This window comes from Neisseria perflava, assembly GCF_019334725.1.
Lineage (GTDB): Bacteria > Pseudomonadota > Gammaproteobacteria > Burkholderiales > Neisseriaceae > Neisseria > Neisseria subflava_A.
Genome location: NZ_CP079818.1, coordinates 1,155,609 through 1,174,390, shown reverse-complemented (window position 1 = coordinate 1,174,390; position 18,782 = coordinate 1,155,609). Strand labels below are relative to the sequence as shown.

Sequence of the window (18,782 nt, the reverse complement as noted above, 5' to 3'; positions counted from 1 at the left end):
TCAAAGGAATTGCATGGGGTCAAATCGCAAGCCGTTTATCGCAAACCTGCTTCATCGGTATAAAACGGTTTTAACAAAAAACAACGTCACGCAAGATCTGCCCTATCCCATTATCCCCAATCAACCCCACTGCCATCTATTTCGCCACGCGCCTAACACGGCATTCGGATATTTGTTACTGCCCAAGCTGCCGTTAAACCTTGCCAAAGCGCGGACAATATTGCCTTTCTCGATATTGTTGTAATGGCGCAGAATAGTGCAGCCATAGCGCAGATTGGTGCGAATGTCGAAAAGGTTGTGCGACGGATTGCCGATATAGTTTTTCCAAAACGGCATCACCTGCATCAAACCGCGCGCGCCCACTCCGCTGATGGCATATTGGCGAAACGCGCTTTCCACTTCAATCAAACCCAGAATCACTTGGGTGTTGAGTCCGGCGCGACTGCTTTCGTATTGAATATTGACCAACAAACGGCGGCGCTCGCCCTCATCGGGAATAAAGCGTGCCAATCGGGAAGACATCGCCGCCAACCAACGTTCCCCTTCCCTCGAATCGGCAAACACCAGCCGTGCAGGGCTGGCACTATTAATCGAACTGCGCATCACGGAAGCCACATCATCGGCCAGCGTTTCTTCACGTTGCGCCCCCGCCCATGCGGTCGCAGGCGTCAAAAGCATGGCTCCGCCGACTTGCAACAGGCGGCGGCGCGATAAAAATAAGAAATCTTGGTTTTCCGATTTCATGTGTTTCTCTTTTTAGGCCGTCTGAAAAGTTCAGACGGCCTTTGATATATTTGCTTAAAATCAGCATTATAAAATACATCTATGAGCAGAATCAAAGAGCTGTATTCCTTTTATTGTCAAGTGATACCGCCTCAAGTAACATTTAGGTTTTTCTAATCAAGCGGTATTTTTTATGACCACCACTCCCGCCAACGTTTTAGCCTCCGTCGACTTGGGTTCCAACAGTTTCCGCCTGCAAATTTGTGAAAACAACAACGGCCAGCTGAAAGTCATCGACTCCTTCAAACAAATGGTACGCTTTGCCGCCGGCTTGGACGAACAAAAAAACCTGAGCGAAGCCTCTCAAGAACAAGCCTTGGAATGTTTGGCAAAATTTGGCGAACGCCTGCGCGGATTCCAACCTGAAAACGTGCGCGTGGTGGCCACCAACACTTTCCGCGTCGCCAAAAATATCGCCCAATTCCTGCCCCGTGCCGAAGCGGCGCTGGGTTTCCCCATCGAAGTCATTGCCGGCCGCGAAGAAGCGCGTCTTATTTATACCGGCGTAGTGCATACCCTGCCGCCTAAAGGCGACAAAATGCTGGTTATCGACATCGGCGGCGGTTCGACCGAATTTGTCATCGGCTCGGATTTGCAACCGCTGACCACAGAAAGCCTGCCTTTGGGCTGCGTAACATACAGCATGCGCTTCTTCCAAAACAAAGTGACCGCCAAAGATTTCCAAGCCGCCGTTTCCGCCGCGCGTATCGAAATCCAGCGCATCAGCAAACTGATGAAGCGTACCGGCTGGGATTTCGCCATCGGCACGTCCGGTTCGGCCAAATCCATACGCGACGTTTTGGCGGCCGAATTGCCGCAAGAAGCCGACATTACCGCCCAAGGCATGCGTTATCTTGCCGATAGGATTATCGAAGCCGGTTCGGTTAAAAAAGCCAAATTTGAAAACCTCAAACCCGAACGAATCGAAGTTTTTGCAGGCGGATTGGCCGTGATGATGGCCGCTTTTGAAGAGCTTTCGCTGACCAAAATGACCGTTACCGAGGCTGCCCTCCGCGACGGCGTGTTCTACGACTTAATCGGCCGCAGCCTCAATGTCGATATGCGCGAACAGACAACGGCGGAGTTCCAAAAACGCTACCACGTCAGCCTCAACCAAGCCAAACGCGTTGCCGATACCGCGCAAGCCTTCATGAACAGCCTGTGCCACGCCAAAAACGTAACCGTTCAAGAACTTGCCCTGTGGAACCAATACCTCAGCCGCGCAGGCCGTCTGCATGAAATCGGCTTGGATATTGCCCATACCGGTTATCACAAACACTCCGCCTACATTCTCGAAAACGCCGATATGCCGGGCTTCTCACGCAAAGAGCAAACCATTTTGGCGCAACTGGTTATCGGCCATCGCGGCGACCTTAAGAAAATGGCAGACATTATCGGTAACAACGAAATCATGTGGTGTGCCGTATTGTCCCTGCGCCTGGCAGCCCTCTTCTGCCGCTCGCGCCTGCCGCTTGATTTGCCGCCGCAAACCCAGCTTCGCATCGATGAAAACAACCACAGCTTCATCTTGCGCATCAACGCCCAATGGCTGGAGCAACACCCCCTCATCGCCGATGCGCTGGACTACGAAAGCGCGCAATGGCAAAAAATCGATATGCCTTTCTCGGTTCAAGCACAATAAACCGCGCTCCGTTATAATAGGCAGCTGTTCAAAATCCAAACCGCAGGCCGTCTGAAAACGACAGCCTGCCATACATCAAGGAAAACCATGAGAAAACCCCAACGTGGCTATGCCCGCCAAGACCGTGTCAAAGAACAAATCATGCGCGAGCTTGCCGAACTCGTCCGCACCGGCCTGAAAGACCCGCGCGCAGGCTTCATCACCATCAACGAAGTCGAAGTTACCCGCGATTACAGCCACGCAACCGTGTTCTACACCGTCCTCGACGACAGCACACGCGACATTACCGAAGAAGCTTTGGAACACGCCAAAGGTCATTTGCGCAGCGAATTGGCCAAACGCATCAAACTCTTCAAAACGCCTGAGCTGCACTTCAAATACGACGAATCACTCGAACGCGGCATGAGTATTTCCAGCCTGATCGACCAAGTAGCGGCGGAAAAACCGGTTGAAGACTGATTGATTAAAACACACAGGCCGTCTGAACCCTTTCAGACGGCCTAAACATTAACACTCCCCCAACTTAATATGACAGCCAAACCCACCAAACGCCCTGTCAACGGCGTTCTTCTCCTCGACAAACCTGAAAGCCTTTCCAGCAATACCGCCCTGCAAAAGGCGCGGCGCTTGTTCCGTGCCGAAAAAGCCGGGCATACCGGCGTACTTGATCCTTTGGCTACAGGGCTTCTACCTGTTTGTTTCGGTGAAGCGACCAAGTTTGCCCAATATCTGATTGATGCCGACAAAGCCTATACGGCCACGCTGAAACTGGGCGAAGCCAGCAGTACAGGCGACGCCGAAGGCGAAATCATTGCCACCGCACGCGCCGATATTTCATTGTCCGAATTTCAGACGGCCTGCCAAGCCTTAACGGGCGATATCCGCCAAGTGCCGCCGATGTTTTCCGCCCTCAAACACGAAGGCAAACCGCTGTACGAATACGCGCGCAAAGGCATCGTTATCGAACGCAAAGCGCGCGACATCACCATTTACTCCATTGATATCACTGAGTTTAATGCACCCAAAGCCGTGATAGACGTACGTTGCAGCAAAGGCACTTACATCCGCACCCTCAGCGAAGACATCGCCAAACACATCGGCACATTCGCCCACCTGACCGCCCTGCGCCGTACTGAAACCGCCGGCTTTACCATTGCCCAAAGCCACACGCTCAAAGCCTTGGCAGAATTGGACGAAGCCGAACGCGATGCCCTGCTGCTGCCTTGCGATGTCTTGGTGCAACATTTTCCCAAACTCGAGCTGAACGACTACGCCGTTACCATGCTCAAACACGGCCAACGCCCCCAGTTTACCGAAGACATTTCCGCCGAGCAGCCCATCCGTGTGTACAGCCAAGACAGCACATTTATCGGACTGGTGGAATATCAAAAAGAAATAGGCCGTCTGAAAGCCTTGCGCCTGATGAATACTGCCGACAAATAACTTCCTGCAAAGAGAGCCGATCATGAAAGTCTATACCGCCGCCCAGATGCGCGAACGCGAGCAAGCAGCCGTCGATAAAGGCACAAGCTTCGACCAACTGATGGAAAATGCCGGCAGCTCTGCCGCCCGAAACCTCATGCAGCGTCATCCTCAAGCCGGACGCGCCCTGATCGTTTGCGGCAAAGGCAACAACGGCGGCGACGGCTTAGTCATGGCAAGATATATGCAAGCGCAAGGTTGGCACATCGACATTCTGTTTTCACTCGGAGAAAACCTCTCCCCTTTAGCTCAAACCAATCGCGAACGCCTCAACGGTTTGCCCTATATTGAATTTATTACCAAGCAAGAGCTGGAAGGCCGTCTGAAAAACGGCTACGACATCATTATCGAAGGCATATTCGGCACAGGCTTCAGCGGCGCGCTTCCAGCAGAAATCGCTGCCCTCTGCCGCCAACTCAATCATTCAGACGGCCTGAAAGTCGCCCTCGATATTCCCACCGGCCTCAACTGCGACACCGCCGAAGCTGATCCCGACACATTCCGCGCAGACCTTACCTACACCTTTGCCGCCTACAAACCGGCACACTTAAGCGAGTCCGGCCAAACCTATTGTCAAGAAACCGTCTGTTTGCCTATTGGCATTGATTAAATGTCTATAAAAAATAACAGGGTGCAATTTTGCACCCTGTTATTTTTGTTCACTTCCAAATCTGCGCCAATTTAATCCCCAGCGCCGTCAAACCAAACGAACCAAAAACATGCAGACAGGTTGCCATCGCAGCCATGCCCCAACGTTGCGCCTGCATCAAACCCACCATCTCCACTGAAAAACCTGAAAATGTGGTCAAGCTGCCGAGAAAGCCGGTAATCCAAAGCAAACGCCATTGCGGATCGGTTAAGAGTTCTGCCAATACGCCGATTAGCAGCGCACCCAGCCAGTTTGCCGCCAATGTACCGATAGAAAAAGGCGCAGAAGACACCAGCACCAAGCCAAACAGCCAACGCAATACAGCCCCGACGGCGGCACCGCAAACAATGGGAAAAATATAAGCAAACATAACAAGTTAAACATTCAATTCAACAAACAGGCCATCCGGTCATTAGGCCGTCTGAAAACCAAGCAAGGATGCCTTCATATCTTATTGCCAAATCTTAGGCGCGGATTTCAAATACCTGTCGTCATCGAAAGTACAAATCCATTGCGGCTTAAGTGCGATAAAAATAGCTGTTGAAATACCGCTCAAAAATGCCTCTGCCCAAGCGATTAAGAAGAAAACAGGAAAAGCAGTTTTCCACAATACCGACGTATCAAATACATCCACCCAGTCCAACAAACCGACCAAAATTACGCCGGTAAACACCATGCCGACCGCCGCAGCCCAAAAACCATTCAGAAAAATAAAGATAAAGATATTGGCAGGCAAACGCGACACCCAATAGCGAAAACCCAAGTTCACCAACAAAGGCGGAAGCAATACAGACAAGGCATTAATGGGGAACATATGCCAATCGCCCCAAAGCCACAAATATGGAAGAAAAAACAATACGCCAAGGCAGAACGCAGCAGAAGTGCCCAGCATTAAAGCCGTCAGGTTTAAAGCAAGCAAATGATAGCTCATGCCGGCCAGTTGTCCGCTTTCCGGGGAGGCATTCAAACTCCAAGCCAGCGGCAACATCACGGCAGCCACCAAGAATGCGGAACGATGCTGCGATACCGACACCCATGCCTGCTTTGCACACAAAGCAAAAATCACCAGCAACACAGGCCATGCCGCCATCACGACACCGATGGGAAACCATCCGTTTTGAAAAATCATCATCTCATCCGCAAAATGTTCAGACGGCCTATTATACGCGTCTCAAGCCACAGCTTTGACAATCCTGTCTGCCTTTGCCGTTAAAGCTTGTTTCGGCTGGTTTTGTTTACCCGAAAAAAGCGTTAGAATAACGGACTTTGCCGTTTAATTAAGGGGATGGACGCATGCTTTGGACAATATTGGCTTTAATTCTGCTGGCTGTCATAGCCGGCTTGTTCTGGTGGCGCCAGAAACAAGAGCAAAAGTGGCGCCAAGAATTGGCCCGACTCAGTGGCGACGAACAAGAAATAAACGAAGAAGACAGCCCGGTCGGTTTTTCCGACCAACTGGACAGCCTGAAACGTTTGTTCAGCATGAACAAGCACACTGCCGACAACCATAAAATCGCCCGCATCCGCCTGCTTTCTGCGCTCGAACACAATAAAACGCAACGCGCCGAAACAAACGAAGAGCATGCAGCAGAGCCGTTTGCCGAAGAGCCGGAACACATCGCAGCTACCGAAGAAGAAATCAAAGTTGCGCCTAAAACCCGTAAATCTGCCAAACCGGAACGTATTCCTAAAATCACGCCGTTTGCACAAATGGAAACTCCCGAATACAGCCCGTCTTTGGTGCAAAACAGCAATTTTGAAGAAATCACATTAGAAGAAGCCACCCGTTCCCTGCATGAAGCAGCGGTTGAGGAATGGAACGAGCATTTGGCCGAAAAAAATGCACCAATTTACAAAGACGAAGTTGAAACTCCATTATTGCGCGCTTCATCCCTGCCGATGACCGGCATGGAAATCATCGACTATAACGACCCTATCTTGCGCCGCACACGCGAGCGTGCCTTGGCGCGTGCCAATAATGTCCGCGTGGCAGAAGCCAATGCGCCGCATATCGAAACCGTTCAGACGGCCTTAAGAACTGCCGAAAAAGAAGCCATACTCCCCTATACTTCCATGCAGGCATTCCCTTCTGAAATCCAAGCGGAAGATATTCACGACAACCTTGCCCGCCGTACCGCCGCACGCCACAAACTGGCCGCGGCCGTCGCCCCATTGCGCGACTACTCTCCGCGCACCATCGAAAATGACGAAATTCTGGCCAACTTGGGACAAATCAGCCGTCCTGCCAGCCTGCGCCGTCAAGTTCGCCATACCGAAGCGGCCGCCGAAAGATGGGCGCGCAAACAAGCTGCTACGGAAGCTATTGCACCACAACCTCCCGCACCGGCAACGCCGTCCCATCCGAAACCGGCTGCGCCTGTTAAAAAATCCCCTTATATCTCCCGACCTGCCGCACCAAACGCAACCGTAGTCGAGCCACCTGCCGTACCGGTTGTCCCTATGGCTAAAACCGATATTCCCGAACCACCTGTTTTCCAAACCTCGATTGCGCCGATTGATATCCCCGAGCCGCCTGCTTTTGAACATAAAATCCAAGTGCCGATTTTTGATGCACAAGTCAATGCGCATGTCAGCAATCAGCCTGAACGCAGTATCCACGATTATTTAATCAGCGAATCTGCCGTCGAAGAAACGGAATTCGATAATGAGCCGGAAGCTCCTGTACAACCGGAAACGGAAGCTATTCAAGCGGTTAAAACCATTGAACCCGTTGAATCTGTTGAAACAATCGCAAGGCCGTCTGAATATACACAGACAGTCGTTGAAACACCTGTTCAAACCGTAGAACCAAGCGTTCAAGAGAGTACGCCAAGCATAGCTATTCCAACTTCGGCAACACTGACCGATGCGCTTCTACCGACCACTGCCCTGCTCCTGCCGCCGCAGTTTGACCCAAGCGCCTCGCAAACTGAAGAACAGCTGCTGGAAAACAGCATTACCATCGAAGAAAAACTGGCCGAGTTCAAAGTTAAAGTCAAAGTGATGGACTCCTATTCCGGCCCGGTCATTACGCGCTACGAAATCGAGCCTGATGTCGGCGTACGCGGCAGTGCCGTTTTGAACCTTGAAAAAGACTTGGCGCGCTCGCTTGGCGTGGCTTCCATCCGCGTGGTGGAAACTATCCCAGGCAAAACCTGCATGGGCTTGGAATTACCTAATCCGAAACGCCAAATGATCCGCCTGAGCGAAATCTTCAATTCGCCTGCGTTTACCGAGTCCAAATCCAAACTAACCCTCGCGCTCGGCCAAGACATCACCGGCCAGCCTGTCGTCACCGACTTGGCCAAAGCGCCGCATCTGCTGGTTGCCGGCACGACCGGTTCGGGTAAATCCGTAGGCGTGAACGCCATGATTCTGTCCATGCTCTTCAAAGCAACGCCGGAAGACGTGCGCATGATTATGATTGACCCGAAAATGCTGGAGCTGAGCATTTACGAAGGCATTCCGCACCTGCTCGCCCCTGTCGTGACCGATATGAAATTGGCTGCAAACGCCCTGAACTGGTGCGTCAACGAAATGGAAAAACGCTATCGCCTGATGAGCTTTATGGGCGTGCGCAACCTTGCCGGTTTCAACCAAAAAATTGCCGAAGCCGCCGCGCGTGGCGAAAAAATCGGCAGCCCGTTCAGCCTCACGCCTGAAAATCCTGAGCCATTGGAAAAACTGCCGTTTATCGTGGTCGTGGTAGATGAGTTTGCCGACTTGATGATGACCGCAGGCAAGAAAATTGAAGAACTGATTGCCCGTCTTGCCCAAAAAGCGCGTGCAGCCGGTATCCATTTGATTCTTGCCACCCAACGCCCAAGCGTGGATGTCATTACCGGCCTGATTAAAGCCAATATTCCGACACGCATTGCATTCCAAGTGTCCAGCAAAATCGACAGCCGCACGATTCTTGACCAAATGGGTGCAGAAAACTTGCTCGGCCAAGGCGATATGCTGTTCCTGCCGCCCGGCACCGGCTATCCGCAACGCGTACACGGAGCGTTCGCATCTGATAATGAAGTACACCGCGTAGTGGAATACCTGAAACAATTCGGCGCGCCTGATTATATCGACGATATTTTAAGCAGCGGTTCGAACGAGGACTTTACCGGTACCAGCCGCAGCAACGACAGCGACCTCGACCCCATGTATGATGAAGCCGTTTCCGTTGTCTTGAAATCGCGTAAGGCCAGCATTTCCAATATCCAACGCCAACTGCGCATCGGCTACAACCGCGCTGCCCGCCTGATTGACCAAATGGAAGCCGACGGTATTGTTTCCCCGGCGGAAAACAACGGCAACCGCACCATCTTGGCGCAAAGCAGCGACCATCTGGATTAATTTATCTTTGTTTAAAATTAAGGCCGTCTGAAAACTTTTCAGACGGCCTTTTTTATCAGATAATCAGTTCAAAGATTCCGATCAAATTAATAATCTGTAAATAATATTACCTACGAAACCAAATGCTTTTGCATTAACGGCATTTGCTTCGTTATTAAATAAACCCAGCCTCAATAAACAAAATTCGACCTGCAAGATATATCCCTATCCATTTGTCACCATTTTCAGACGGCCTTTTGTCAAGACCGGAAAAAACAGGTAAATCCGTTTTTCGATTAAAAGCAATATTATTATGATTCATGCCTTCGGCAACACCCCACCCTTTACGAGGAAAAACAAATGAAAAAATATTTTGCAGAATTTTTCGGCACTTTCTGGCTGGTATTCGGCGGCTGCGGCAGCGCAGTTTTGGCAGCAACCTATCCTGAACTTGGCATTGGCTTTGCCGGTGTCGCTTTAGCATTCGGTTTGACCGTACTGACCATGGCTTACGCCGTTGGCCACATTTCCGGCGGCCACTTCAACCCTGCCGTTTCCGTCGGCCTTTTCATCGGCGGCCGTTTTAACGGTAAAGACCTGTTGCCTTACATCGTATCCCAAGTGATCGGTGCGATTGCCGCTGCGGGCGTTCTGTATCTGATTGCTTCCGGTAAAACCGGTTTTGATGCTGTTGCTTCCGGCTTTGCCAGCAACGGTTTCGGCGAACACTCTCCTAACGGTTACGACATGATGGCTGCTTTGCTGATCGAATTCGTACTGACCGCATTCTTCCTAATCATTATCATGGGTTCTACCGACAAACTAGCTCCGGCCGGCTTTGCTCCTATCGCCATCGGCCTTGGTCTGACCCTGATTCACTTGATCAGCATTCCTGTAACCAATACTTCCGTCAACCCTGCACGTTCTACCGGCGTTGCCTTGTTCCAAGGCGGCTGGGCTGTTGAACAATTGTGGTTGTTCTGGTTGGCTCCTATTGCCGGCGCAGCAGTTGGCGCGGCTATTTACCGCTTCGTTTTGGCTAACGACGACAAATAATCTTGACGGAATGACATTCCCGGGGCGGCTGATACTCTAAACTGACCGCACCCAAGTTGCCGAGATACAAACGCACCGCCTGACTCAGACGGTGCGTTTGTTTTCGCCATGTTACAATACTTTCTTTTCTCACATTCTCAAACCATCATGCAAACCTTACCTTTTCAAACCGATATCACCGCCAGAATGCTGGTCAATACCGAAAACGAAACCATCCATCCCGATGCCGTATTCGTACAAACACAAAACGGCTATTGGATTGCTTGGCACGACCAGCAAGCCGCCCTGCTTGCCCCCGGCACGCCGCCCGATATTCCCTGCTTTTGGGTAGAAGGTGCAGAAAGCTTGGAAGAGCTGGTAAGCATGGTAGAAAACGGTGAATTTGACGAAGTCGAAGAATTTGACGGCGATGATGATGCTTGGCAAGAAGCACTCGGATGCGGCCATCATCACGAAGGACACTGCGGATGCAGCCATTGAGATGCACAAAACGCCTGCTTCCGGTACTTGCCCTTTGTCTGACGCTTAACGGCTGCGTTGTAGGCGCGGCTGTCGATTTGGCTGCTACAACCGTCCTGACTGCCGGAAAATTGGTTGTCAAAGGAACGGGGGCAGTGATTGATGCCGCCATTCCTGACGGTAAAAAAGAAAAGAGCAAAGAAAAAGAAAAGAGCAAAGAAAAGCCAAAATCGGAAGAAATCATCCACAAAGAAGATTCCTCCGATGAAGTAACGCAATAATCCTTCAGACGGCCTCAGTAAGGTAACCAATCCTACTGAGGCCGTCTGAACATTCATCCTTACATATAGCCCTGTTCGCGCAAAGAGCAGGTTTCTTTTGCCGTCACGATAAAATGATCCAACAGCGTAATATCGACCAAACTTAAAGCCTGTTTCAAACGCTCTGTAAACTGCACATCAGATTCAGACGGCCTTGCCGAACCGCCCGGATGATTGTGTGCCAAAATCAAACTGTCGGCATATTCATCCAATGCCAATTTAACGATTTCACGGATATAAACCGTATTTTCCGCCACCGTACCGCGCGACAATTCCCGTACCGCAATCAATTGATTTTGACGGTTAAGCAGCAAAGCAACGCTGACCTCAATTTTTTCATGTCCAAGATGCAGGCGCAGATAATCCGCAACCGATTTCGGGTTTGACAGAACAATCTGCTCCTGCAAATCTTCACCCAAAATCCGCCGCCCGATTTCTTTGACCACTGCAAACTGAGTATAGCTCGCCAAGCCCATGCCCTTATAAGCAGCGAGTGTTTTGGCATCCGCACTCATCAGCGTCCCCAAGCTGCCAAACTCACTCAACAAATAACGCGCCAAATCAACCGCGCTTATACCTCGCGTTCCGACACGCAGCAAAATCGCCAGCAACTCCGCATCACTCAACGCAGCCGCACCGTGCGCCAAGAGCTTCTCGCGCGGCCGCTCCCCTTCGGGCCATTCTTTGATACTCATGTTTTCCCTTTTATTTATATAGCGGATTTAGTTTTAATTCCGAGTAAAACCGCCTCGCCCGATATAAAACGTAATCCATTATGGTTTTAGTAAATAAATGTAATTTGCGTATTTTATTCTATTTTGAATAATTATTTAAGACATATAGATAATAATTACCCCCTTTTGTGCAGAAAAACAACGTTACCCATTTTTACTATCTTGTTTCCCTGCCTGCCTTTCCTTTCATATTTGTTTCAAATCAGCCGATACAAGCAATTTCATATTGCCCCTATGAGGCTTAGGCTAATATAATATTGAGTTTGCCGAAAGCAAAAGCTTAGGCTTAAACTGCTTTCTATCCACGCTGCCCGTGCGCTTTACAAGAGTTTCAGACGGCCTCCGTCCGACTCCCGCCAGCAATCAAACAGCTTTTTATCACCCATTCGAAAATCCGTTTTGCCGGTACTCGTCTTTCTTTTTGGAGTATTGCCATTATGACCGCAACCACTGCGTCTTCAGCCAAACCTTATTTGCAAATCCAAGGCTTGGTGAAAAAGTTTGGTGACAATTACGCTGTCGATAACATCGACTTGGACATTTACCAACATGAAATCTTTGCCCTTTTGGGCAGCTCAGGCAGTGGCAAATCCACGCTGCTGCGCATGTTGGCAGGCATGGAAAGCCCAAATCAGGGCAAAATCATTCTCGACGGCCAGGACATTACCAAACTTGCCCCGTACGAGCGCCCAATCAACATGATGTTCCAAAGCTATGCCCTGTTCCCACACATGAGTGTTGAACAAAACATCGCTTTCGGTCTGAAACAAGACAAAATGCCTAAAGGCGAAATCGACGCCCGCGTCGAAGAAATGTTGCGCCTGGTGCAAATGACCAAATACGCCAAACGCAAGCCGCACCAACTCTCCGGCGGCCAGCAACAGCGTATCGCTTTAGCGCGCAGCCTGGCAAAACGTCCTAAAATCCTGCTGCTTGACGAACCTTTGGGCGCACTCGATAAAAAACTGCGCCAACAAACCCAACTGGAATTGGTCAACACGCTGGAACAAGTCGGCGTAACCTGCATCATGGTTACCCACGACCAAGAAGAAGCGATGACGATGGCTACCCGTATCGCCATTATGTCCGACGGCCAATTGCGCCAAGTCGGTACGCCTAGCGACGTGTACGACTATCCTAACAGCCGCTTTACTGCCGAATTTATCGGCGAAACCAATATTTTTGACGGCGTCGTCATTGATGACCGCGCCGATTTCTCCATCGTCAAATGTGACGGCTTGGAAAACCACGTCCGCATCGACCATGGTTTGGGCGTTCCGAACGACCATGAAATTTGGATCAGCATCCGCCCTGAAGACATTGATTTGCACAAAGAGAAACCGGAACACTTAGGCGCACACAACTGGGCTCAAGGCACAGTCAAAGAGATTGCCTATCTGGGCAGCTTTGCGATTTACCATATCAAACTCGCCAACGGCCGTGTCGTCAAAAGCCAAGTTCCCGCACCTTATTGGTATGTGCGCAACATTACGCCGCCGACTTGGGACGAGACTGTCTACATCAGCTGGCCTGAAAACCAACCGACACCTCTGTTCAGTTAATTTGAGGGAAATACAATGAACCTTAAAAAACTGAAAAACAAACTGTTCCGCCGCCCCGGCCAGCGTGCAGTGATTGCCGTGCCGTATATTTGGCTTTTGATTCTGTTTCTGATTCCGTTCGCCATCGTATTGAAAATCAGCTTTGCCGAACAAGAAATTGCCATTCCGCCATTTACGCCGTTGACGACGATTGATGAAGACTTAGGCCGTCTGAACATTGCCATCAGCTATCAGAACTACGCCGACATCTTCCAAAACTTTTGGAATACGCTCAATCCGTTTGGCGATAGTGAAAACAGCAATATCTATCTGATGACCTACTGGTCTTCGATTAAGACGGCGCTGACGACGACCATCATCTGCCTGTTGATCGGTTACCCCACCGCTTATGCCATTTCACGCGCCAATCCGGCTGTGCGCAACGGCCTGCTGTTGGCAATCATGCTGCCTTTCTGGACCTCTTTCCTGCTGCGTGTTTACGCATGGATGGGTTTATTGGGTCACAACGGCATCATCAACAATTTCTTAATCAAATACGGAATCATCAGCGAGCCTTTAGACTTGTTCTACAATGCTTTTTCGCTGAATTTGGTGATGGTTTACGCCTATTTGCCGTTTATGATTTTGCCGCTGTACACACAATTGGTAAAACTGGACAACCGTCTGCTCGAAGCCGCTTCCGACTTGGGCGCAGGTCCGATCAAATCGTTCTTTACCATTACCCTGCCTTTGTCCAAAACCGGCATCATCGCAGGCTCTATGTTGGTCTTCGTCCCGGCTGTCGGTGAATTTGTGATTCCTGAATTGGTGGGCGGTTCTGAAAACCTGATGATCGGTAAAGTATTGTGGCAGGCATTCTTCGACCAAAACAACTGGCCGCTGGCTTCTGCCGTCGCCGTCGTCATGGTTGCCCTGCTGGTTGTACCGATTGCCCTGTTCCAACACTATGAAAACCGCGAATTGGAAGAAGGAGGCAAATAATGCAGAAAACCAAATTATCCTGGTTCTTGAAACTGATGCTCCTGCTCTCGCTGGCATTCCTCTATATTCCGCTGGTGGTTTTGGTCATCTATTCTTTCAATGAATCCAAGCTGGTTACCGTTTGGGGCGGTTTCTCAACCAAATGGTACGGCGCATTAATGGAAAACGACACCATCTTGGAAGCGGCCTGGCTGTCATTGCGTATCGCCATCGTTTCCTCGCTTGCCGCCGTAGCACTCGGCACATTGGCTGGTTACGCCATGGCGCGTATCAAACGCTTCCGCGGCAGCACCCTGTTTGCCGGTATGATTTCCGCGCCCATGGTGATGCCTGATGTGATTACCGGTTTGTCCATGCTGCTGTTGATTATTCAGGTGCAAATGTTCCTGCAAGGCAGTGAATTGTTGCAATCGCTCTACTTCGATCGCGGCTTCTTCACCATCTTCCTCGGCCACACCACGCTTTGCATGGCGTACATTACCGTCGTTATCCGCTCGCGCCTGGTGGAATTGGATCAATCCTTGGAAGAAGCCGCTATGGACTTGGGTGCCCGTCCGCTGAAGATTTTCTTCGTGATTACCCTGCCGCTGATTGCCCCTGCGATTGCTTCCGGCTTCCTCTTGGGCATTACCCTGTCTTTGGACGACTTAGTGATTACCTCCTTCCTGTCAGGCCCGGGCTCATCGACATTGCCGCAAGTGATTTTCTCCAAAATCAAACTCGGCCTTGACCCTCAGATGAACGTTTTGGCAACCATCCTGATCGGTATCATCGGTACGCTGGTTATTGTCGTTAACTACTGGATGATGCGTCAGGCAACCAAACGGGAACGCGAGGCTGCCGAAGCCTACCGCCAAGAAAAATTGGCAGCCGAGAAAGCCGCCTAATATGCAGACAGGCTGTCCGATAAAGTGTCGGAACAGCCTGTTTTATTAACTGCATCTTATCCTTTCAGACGGCCTGAATCTAAGCCCGCATTTAAGGCCGTCTGAAAACCAATTTCAATGAAGTGAAAACCAACTTAAAGCTCAAATCATGATCAATCCCAGCTTCAAAGAATACCTTCCTTCCTACTATGTCAGCACGGCTAATCCCCATCCGTCTTATCCGACGCTCGAAGGCCGTCTGAAAACTGAAACCTGCGTCATCGGCGGCGGCTTGACCGGTTTATGCACCGCCCTACCGCTTGCCGAAAACGGCAATGAAGTCATCGTACTCGAAGCCGCACGTATCGGTTTCGGCGCATCAGGCCGAAGCGGCGGACAAGTCATCAGTGATTTTGCCTGCGGCATGGAAGAGATCGAAAAACAAGTCGGCTTAGAACAGGCCCAATGGTTCTGGCAGCAATCCCTGCAAGCCGTTGAACTGGTTGACTCGCGCATTCAAAAATACAACATCCAATGCGATTGGCAACGCGGCTACGCGACCGTCGCCGTCCGTCCTCAGCATTGGGAAGAATTGCAACAATGGCACGAACACGCCCAAAAACATTATGGCGCAAGCCATTACCAGCTTTGGGATAAAACCATGCTGAAGCAACAACTTGCCAGCGATATGTATCAAGGCGCGCAATTTGATCCTTTATCCGGCCACTTGCACCCGCTCAATTACACCCTAGGCATTGCCAAAGCGGCAGCCGATGCAGGTGCACAACTTTTTGAGCAGTCCCCGATGACGCGTATCGAGCCATGCAATAACGGCTGGTTGGTTCATACACCCAATGGCAGCGTTGAGTGCAAAAACCTCGTTTATGCCGTCAATACTTATGCCGGTTTGCACCCGAAATTCAAAGTATTGGAACAAAAAGCCATTGCCGTCAGCACCTTTATCATCGCCACCGAGCCTCTAGGCGAGCGTGCCAAAGACCTGATCCGCAACAATATGGCCATCTGCGACAACCGCCACGTCCTCGACTACTACCGCCTCAGCGCCGACGGCCGCCTTCTCTTCGGCGGCAAAGACAACGAGTTTATCGATGACCCTGACCGCATGACTGAACTCGTCCGCCAAGACATGCTAAAAGTTTTCCCACAACTTGCCGATGTCAGAATCGAGCATTCTTGGGGCGGCGAATGCGACATTACGCGCAACCTCGCTCCACATTTCGGCCGCCTCGCCCCTACCGTTTTCTTTGCACAAGGCTATTCCGGACACGGCATGGCAATTACCGGCATTGCCGGTTTGGCGATTGCCGAAGCCATCATGGGTGATGACGGCCGTCTGAAACCTTTCGAGCAACTGCGCCACAGCAACATTATTACCCAGCCGTTCCTACGCAAACTCGGCTCTTACCTCGGTTCAAAATACTATCAATGGAAAGACAGCCACTAAACCCAAACGACAAACATATTTCAGACGGCGGCAGATTCAAGTAGAATTTAGGCCGTCTGAAAGCGTAGATATGACAAAATTCAATCATTTATCAGCAAGGAAACCATCATGAGCAACCATCACAAACTCATCATCCTCGGCTCCGGCCCTGCCGGCTATACTGCCGCTGTCTATGCCGCCCGCGCCAACCTTAACCCTGTGATCATTACCGGCGTTGAGCAAGGCGGACAACTGATGACCACCACCGAAGTGGACAACTGGCCTGCCGACGCAGAAGGCGTACAAGGTCCGGAACTGATGGCCCGTTTCCAAGCTCATGCCGAACGCTTCGGCACTGAAATGATTTTCGACCAAATCCACACCGTTGATTTGCAAAACCGTCCGTTTACCCTCAAAGGCGATATGGGCGAATACACCTGCGATGCGCTCATCGTTGCCACTGGCGCATCCGCCAAATATTTAGGTTTGCCAAGCGAAGAAACCTTTGCCGGCAAAGGCGTTTCCGCCTGCGCAACTTGTGATGGTTTCTTCTATAAAAAACAAGATGTTGCCGTAGTAGGCGGTGGCAATACCGCTGTGGAAGAAGCCCTCTACCTTGCCAATATCGCCAACACCGTTACCCTGATTCACCGCCGCGACAGCTTCCGCGCCGAGAAAATCATGGTGGACAAACTGATGCAACGCGTCGAAGAAGGCAAAATCATCCTCAAGCTCAACAGCTCGGTTGATGAAATCTTGGGCGACGAAAGCGGCGTTACCGGTGCGCGCCTGAAACACAATGACGGCAGCACTGAAGAAATCGCTGTCAAAGGCGTTTTCATCGCCATCGGCCACAAACCTAATACCGATATCTTCAAAGGCCAACTCGATATGGATGAAACCGGCTACCTGAAAACCAAAGGCGGTACCGGCGACAATGTCGGCGCAACCAATATCGAAGGCGTATGGGCGGCAGGCGACGTCAAAGACCATACCTACCGTCAAGCCATCACCAGCGCAGCTTCCGGCTGCCAAGCTGCGCTTGATGCCGAACGTTGGCTCGACCGCCACGGCGTATGAGCCTCTAAGCTACGTCCTATTCTTTAAAACATAATCAAAAGGCCATCTGAAATTTCAGACGGCCTGAGACCTTTGCAAAATTCCTTTCCCCCAACAGCCGAAACCTAAACACAGGTTTTCGGCTGTTTTTGTTTCGAATATCCACTGATTCTACTCAAATACCCCCCATAATCCCCCTTGGATACCCGATAATCAGGCATCCGGGCCGCCTTTTAGGCGCAAACAGGCACACTTAGCCTGTTAGCCGCTTTCAAAAGGTTCAAACACATCGCCTTCAGATGGCTTTGTGCACTTACTTTGAGCAGACCAAAATAGACTGCCCGGGCATAGCGGAATTTACGGTGCAGCGTACCGAAGCTTTGTTCGACCACATAACGGGTTTTTGATAAATATCGGTTACGTTTGGTTTGTGCTTCCGACAGCGGATGTTTGCGGTGGGCTTTGCGCATCAGCCGATGCTCTTTCAGATGTTGCCTGTTTTCCTTACTGTCGTAGCCTTTGTCGGCATAGACGGTCGTACCTTTGGATAGGCCTTCCAACAAAGGCGACAGGTGTTTGCATTCATGGGCATTGGCAGGGGTAATGTGCAGTTTCTCAATATAGCCTTCCGCATCGGTACGGGTATGTTGTTTGTAACCGAGTTTGTAGAGGCGTTTTTCTTTATCCAACGGGCATCGCTGTCTTTACTCGGTGTGGTTTGGCCGCTGACTTGTCCTTCTTCATCGACTTCTATGGCCTGACGCTGTTTGCTGCCGGCGGTCTGAATAATGGTGGCGTCAACGACAGCGGCGGATGCTTTCTCTATTTTTAGGCCTTTTTCGGTCAGTTGTCGGTTAATCAGTTCCAGCAGTTCGGACAGGGTGTTGTCTTGCGCCAGCCAGTTGCGGTAGCGGCATAAGGTGCTGTAATCGGGGATGCTCAGTTCGTCAAAACGGCAAAACAGGTTGAAATCGATGCGGGTGATGAGGCTGTGTTTGAGTTCGGGATCGGAGAGGCTGTGCCATTGTCCGAGCAGGACGGCTTTGAACATGGACAACAGGGGATAGGCGGGACGGCCGCGGTGATCTCTAAGGTAACGGGTTCTTTGACGATTCAGGTACTGTTCGATCGGTTGCCAATCAATTACCTGATCCAACTTCAATAGTGGGAAGCGGTCGATGTGTTTGACGATCATGGCTTGGACGGTTTGCTGAAAGAAGGTGGTCATGGAAAATCCCCTAAATGTCTTAGTAGGAATTTAGGGGATTTTGGGGAATTTTGCAAAGGTCTCAGATTATCTGGAAATAAGATTCAAGGTTTTCAGACGACCTTTTAGCGGGTAAATTGCTCTCTAGATTGTTGTTACCGTAAAAGGTCGTCTGAAAATCCTATCCGATCAAAAACAAACCGCCCTTTCGA

17 protein-coding genes and 1 pseudogene are annotated in these 18,782 nt (G+C 50.6%); 13 read left to right on the top strand and 5 right to left on the bottom strand.

Annotated elements, in window-relative coordinates; genetic code table 11:
- Positions 1–120: 120 nt before the first annotated feature.
- On the bottom strand, positions 121–744 hold the full coding sequence (locus tag LPB400_RS05640) for a lytic transglycosylase domain-containing protein (protein ID WP_070608647.1): 624 nt from the start codon (positions 742–744) through the stop codon (positions 121–123).
- Positions 745–916: 172 nt separating this feature from the next.
- Here LPB400_RS05640 and ppx point away from each other — a divergent pair, with 172 nt between their 5' ends.
- The 4 genes from ppx to LPB400_RS05620 all read left to right on the top strand — a co-directional run bounded on the left by ppx (position 917) and on the right by LPB400_RS05620 (position 4,517).
- Entirely contained in the window at positions 917–2,425 is a 1,509-nt protein-coding gene (gene ppx, locus LPB400_RS05635) for an exopolyphosphatase (protein ID WP_107792520.1), read from the top strand.
- Between the two features lie 87 nt (positions 2,426–2,512).
- Positions 2,513–2,884, top strand: a complete 372-nt coding sequence (gene rbfA, locus LPB400_RS05630) for a 30S ribosome-binding factor RbfA (protein ID WP_003685554.1) — start codon at positions 2,513–2,515, stop codon at positions 2,882–2,884.
- Positions 2,885–2,953: 69 nt separating this feature from the next.
- Entirely contained in the window at positions 2,954–3,868 is a 915-nt protein-coding gene (gene truB, locus LPB400_RS05625; RefSeq protein WP_219088394.1) for a tRNA pseudouridine(55) synthase TruB, read from the top strand.
- Between the two features lie 22 nt (positions 3,869–3,890).
- Entirely contained in the window at positions 3,891–4,517 is a 627-nt protein-coding gene (locus LPB400_RS05620; RefSeq protein ID WP_219088392.1) for an NAD(P)H-hydrate epimerase, read from the top strand.
- 49 nt (positions 4,518–4,566) lie between these two features.
- Here the strand turns inward: LPB400_RS05620 and LPB400_RS05615 are convergent, their stop codons facing one another.
- Both LPB400_RS05615 and LPB400_RS05610 read right to left on the bottom strand, forming a co-directional pair.
- Positions 4,567–4,926 carry a CrcB family protein gene (locus LPB400_RS05615; RefSeq protein WP_219088390.1) on the bottom strand — a complete coding sequence of 120 codons (360 nt, stop codon included), beginning with the start codon at positions 4,924–4,926 and terminating at the stop codon, positions 4,567–4,569.
- A gap of 81 nt (positions 4,927–5,007) precedes the next feature.
- Positions 5,008–5,685 carry an energy-coupling factor ABC transporter permease gene (locus tag LPB400_RS05610; RefSeq protein WP_219089714.1) on the bottom strand — a complete coding sequence of 226 codons (678 nt, stop codon included), beginning with the start codon at positions 5,683–5,685 and terminating at the stop codon, positions 5,008–5,010.
- A gap of 164 nt (positions 5,686–5,849) precedes the next feature.
- Here LPB400_RS05610 and LPB400_RS05605 point away from each other — a divergent pair, with 164 nt between their 5' ends.
- The 4 genes from LPB400_RS05605 to LPB400_RS05590 all read left to right on the top strand — a co-directional run bounded on the left by LPB400_RS05605 (position 5,850) and on the right by LPB400_RS05590 (position 10,678).
- Positions 5,850–8,903, top strand: coding sequence for a DNA translocase FtsK (locus LPB400_RS05605; protein ID WP_219088388.1), 3,054 nt, complete (start codon positions 5,850–5,852; stop codon positions 8,901–8,903).
- Between the two features lie 339 nt (positions 8,904–9,242).
- Complete coding sequence (aqpZ, locus tag LPB400_RS05600; protein WP_219088386.1) at positions 9,243–9,938, top strand: aquaporin Z; 696 nt, start codon at positions 9,243–9,245, stop codon at positions 9,936–9,938.
- Between the two features lie 147 nt (positions 9,939–10,085).
- The gene (locus LPB400_RS05595; RefSeq protein WP_219088384.1) at positions 10,086–10,418 is read left to right on the top strand and encodes a general secretion pathway protein GspG; all 333 of its coding nucleotides are present in this window, start codon (positions 10,086–10,088) and stop codon (positions 10,416–10,418) included.
- On the top strand, positions 10,406–10,678 hold the full coding sequence (locus tag LPB400_RS05590) for an NF038104 family lipoprotein (protein WP_219088381.1): 273 nt from the start codon (positions 10,406–10,408) through the stop codon (positions 10,676–10,678). Before LPB400_RS05595 ends, LPB400_RS05590 begins: the two co-directional genes overlap by 13 nt.
- A gap of 59 nt (positions 10,679–10,737) precedes the next feature.
- Here the strand turns inward: LPB400_RS05590 and radC are convergent, their stop codons facing one another.
- Positions 10,738–11,412, bottom strand: a complete 675-nt coding sequence (gene radC, locus LPB400_RS05585; RefSeq protein ID WP_219088379.1) for a RadC family protein — start codon at positions 11,410–11,412, stop codon at positions 10,738–10,740.
- A 476-nt stretch (positions 11,413–11,888) separates the two neighbouring features.
- On the opposite strand from radC, the gene LPB400_RS05580 reads away from it, so the two are divergent.
- The 5 genes from LPB400_RS05580 to trxB all read left to right on the top strand — a co-directional run bounded on the left by LPB400_RS05580 (position 11,889) and on the right by trxB (position 17,384).
- Complete coding sequence (locus LPB400_RS05580) at positions 11,889–13,013, top strand: ABC transporter ATP-binding protein (protein WP_003746147.1); 1,125 nt, start codon at positions 11,889–11,891, stop codon at positions 13,011–13,013.
- A gap of 15 nt (positions 13,014–13,028) precedes the next feature.
- Positions 13,029–13,994 (top strand): ABC transporter permease subunit, encoded by a 966-nt coding sequence (locus LPB400_RS05575; protein ID WP_219088376.1) that lies wholly within the window; start codon positions 13,029–13,031, stop codon positions 13,992–13,994.
- Positions 13,994–14,881 carry an ABC transporter permease subunit gene (locus LPB400_RS05570; protein ID WP_003679574.1) on the top strand — a complete coding sequence of 296 codons (888 nt, stop codon included), beginning with the start codon at positions 13,994–13,996 and terminating at the stop codon, positions 14,879–14,881. Before LPB400_RS05575 ends, LPB400_RS05570 begins: the two co-directional genes overlap by 1 nt.
- A 148-nt stretch (positions 14,882–15,029) precedes the next feature.
- Positions 15,030–16,325, top strand: coding sequence for an NAD(P)/FAD-dependent oxidoreductase (locus LPB400_RS05565; RefSeq protein WP_219088374.1), 1,296 nt, complete (start codon positions 15,030–15,032; stop codon positions 16,323–16,325).
- Positions 16,326–16,433: 108 nt separating this feature from the next.
- Positions 16,434–17,384 carry a thioredoxin-disulfide reductase gene (gene trxB / locus LPB400_RS05560; protein WP_049329772.1) on the top strand — a complete coding sequence of 317 codons (951 nt, stop codon included), beginning with the start codon at positions 16,434–16,436 and terminating at the stop codon, positions 17,382–17,384.
- 212 nt (positions 17,385–17,596) lie between these two features.
- Here trxB and LPB400_RS05555 read toward each other — a convergent pair.
- Positions 17,597–18,591, bottom strand: a pseudogene (locus LPB400_RS05555) (IS5 family transposase).
- Positions 18,592–18,782 lie beyond the last annotated feature (191 nt).

Coding starts and splice junctions, on each gene's coding strand:
- LPB400_RS05570 (WP_003679574.1), top strand. CDS start 13,994: ATGCAGAAAACCAAATTATCCTGGTTCTTGAAACTGATGCTCCTGCTC.
- rbfA (WP_003685554.1), top strand. CDS start 2,513: ATGAGAAAACCCCAACGTGGCTATGCCCGCCAAGACCGTGTCAAAGAA.
- truB (WP_219088394.1), top strand. CDS start 2,954: ATGACAGCCAAACCCACCAAACGCCCTGTCAACGGCGTTCTTCTCCTC.
- trxB (WP_049329772.1), top strand. CDS start 16,434: ATGAGCAACCATCACAAACTCATCATCCTCGGCTCCGGCCCTGCCGGC.
- LPB400_RS05580 (WP_003746147.1), top strand. CDS start 11,889: ATGACCGCAACCACTGCGTCTTCAGCCAAACCTTATTTGCAAATCCAA.
- LPB400_RS05565 (WP_219088374.1), top strand. CDS start 15,030: ATGATCAATCCCAGCTTCAAAGAATACCTTCCTTCCTACTATGTCAGC.
- LPB400_RS05590 (WP_219088381.1), top strand. CDS start 10,406: ATGCAGCCATTGAGATGCACAAAACGCCTGCTTCCGGTACTTGCCCTT.
- LPB400_RS05640 (WP_070608647.1), bottom strand. CDS start 744: ATGAAATCGGAAAACCAAGATTTCTTATTTTTATCGCGCCGCCGCCTG.
- LPB400_RS05595 (WP_219088384.1), top strand. CDS start 10,086: ATGCAAACCTTACCTTTTCAAACCGATATCACCGCCAGAATGCTGGTC.
- radC (WP_219088379.1), bottom strand. CDS start 11,412: ATGAGTATCAAAGAATGGCCCGAAGGGGAGCGGCCGCGCGAGAAGCTC.
- LPB400_RS05610 (WP_219089714.1), bottom strand. CDS start 5,685: ATGATTTTTCAAAACGGATGGTTTCCCATCGGTGTCGTGATGGCGGCA.
- LPB400_RS05615 (WP_219088390.1), bottom strand. CDS start 4,926: ATGTTTGCTTATATTTTTCCCATTGTTTGCGGTGCCGCCGTCGGGGCT.
- aqpZ (WP_219088386.1), top strand. CDS start 9,243: ATGAAAAAATATTTTGCAGAATTTTTCGGCACTTTCTGGCTGGTATTC.
- LPB400_RS05575 (WP_219088376.1), top strand. CDS start 13,029: ATGAACCTTAAAAAACTGAAAAACAAACTGTTCCGCCGCCCCGGCCAG.
- LPB400_RS05605 (WP_219088388.1), top strand. CDS start 5,850: ATGCTTTGGACAATATTGGCTTTAATTCTGCTGGCTGTCATAGCCGGC.
- ppx (WP_107792520.1), top strand. CDS start 917: ATGACCACCACTCCCGCCAACGTTTTAGCCTCCGTCGACTTGGGTTCC.
- LPB400_RS05620 (WP_219088392.1), top strand. CDS start 3,891: ATGAAAGTCTATACCGCCGCCCAGATGCGCGAACGCGAGCAAGCAGCC.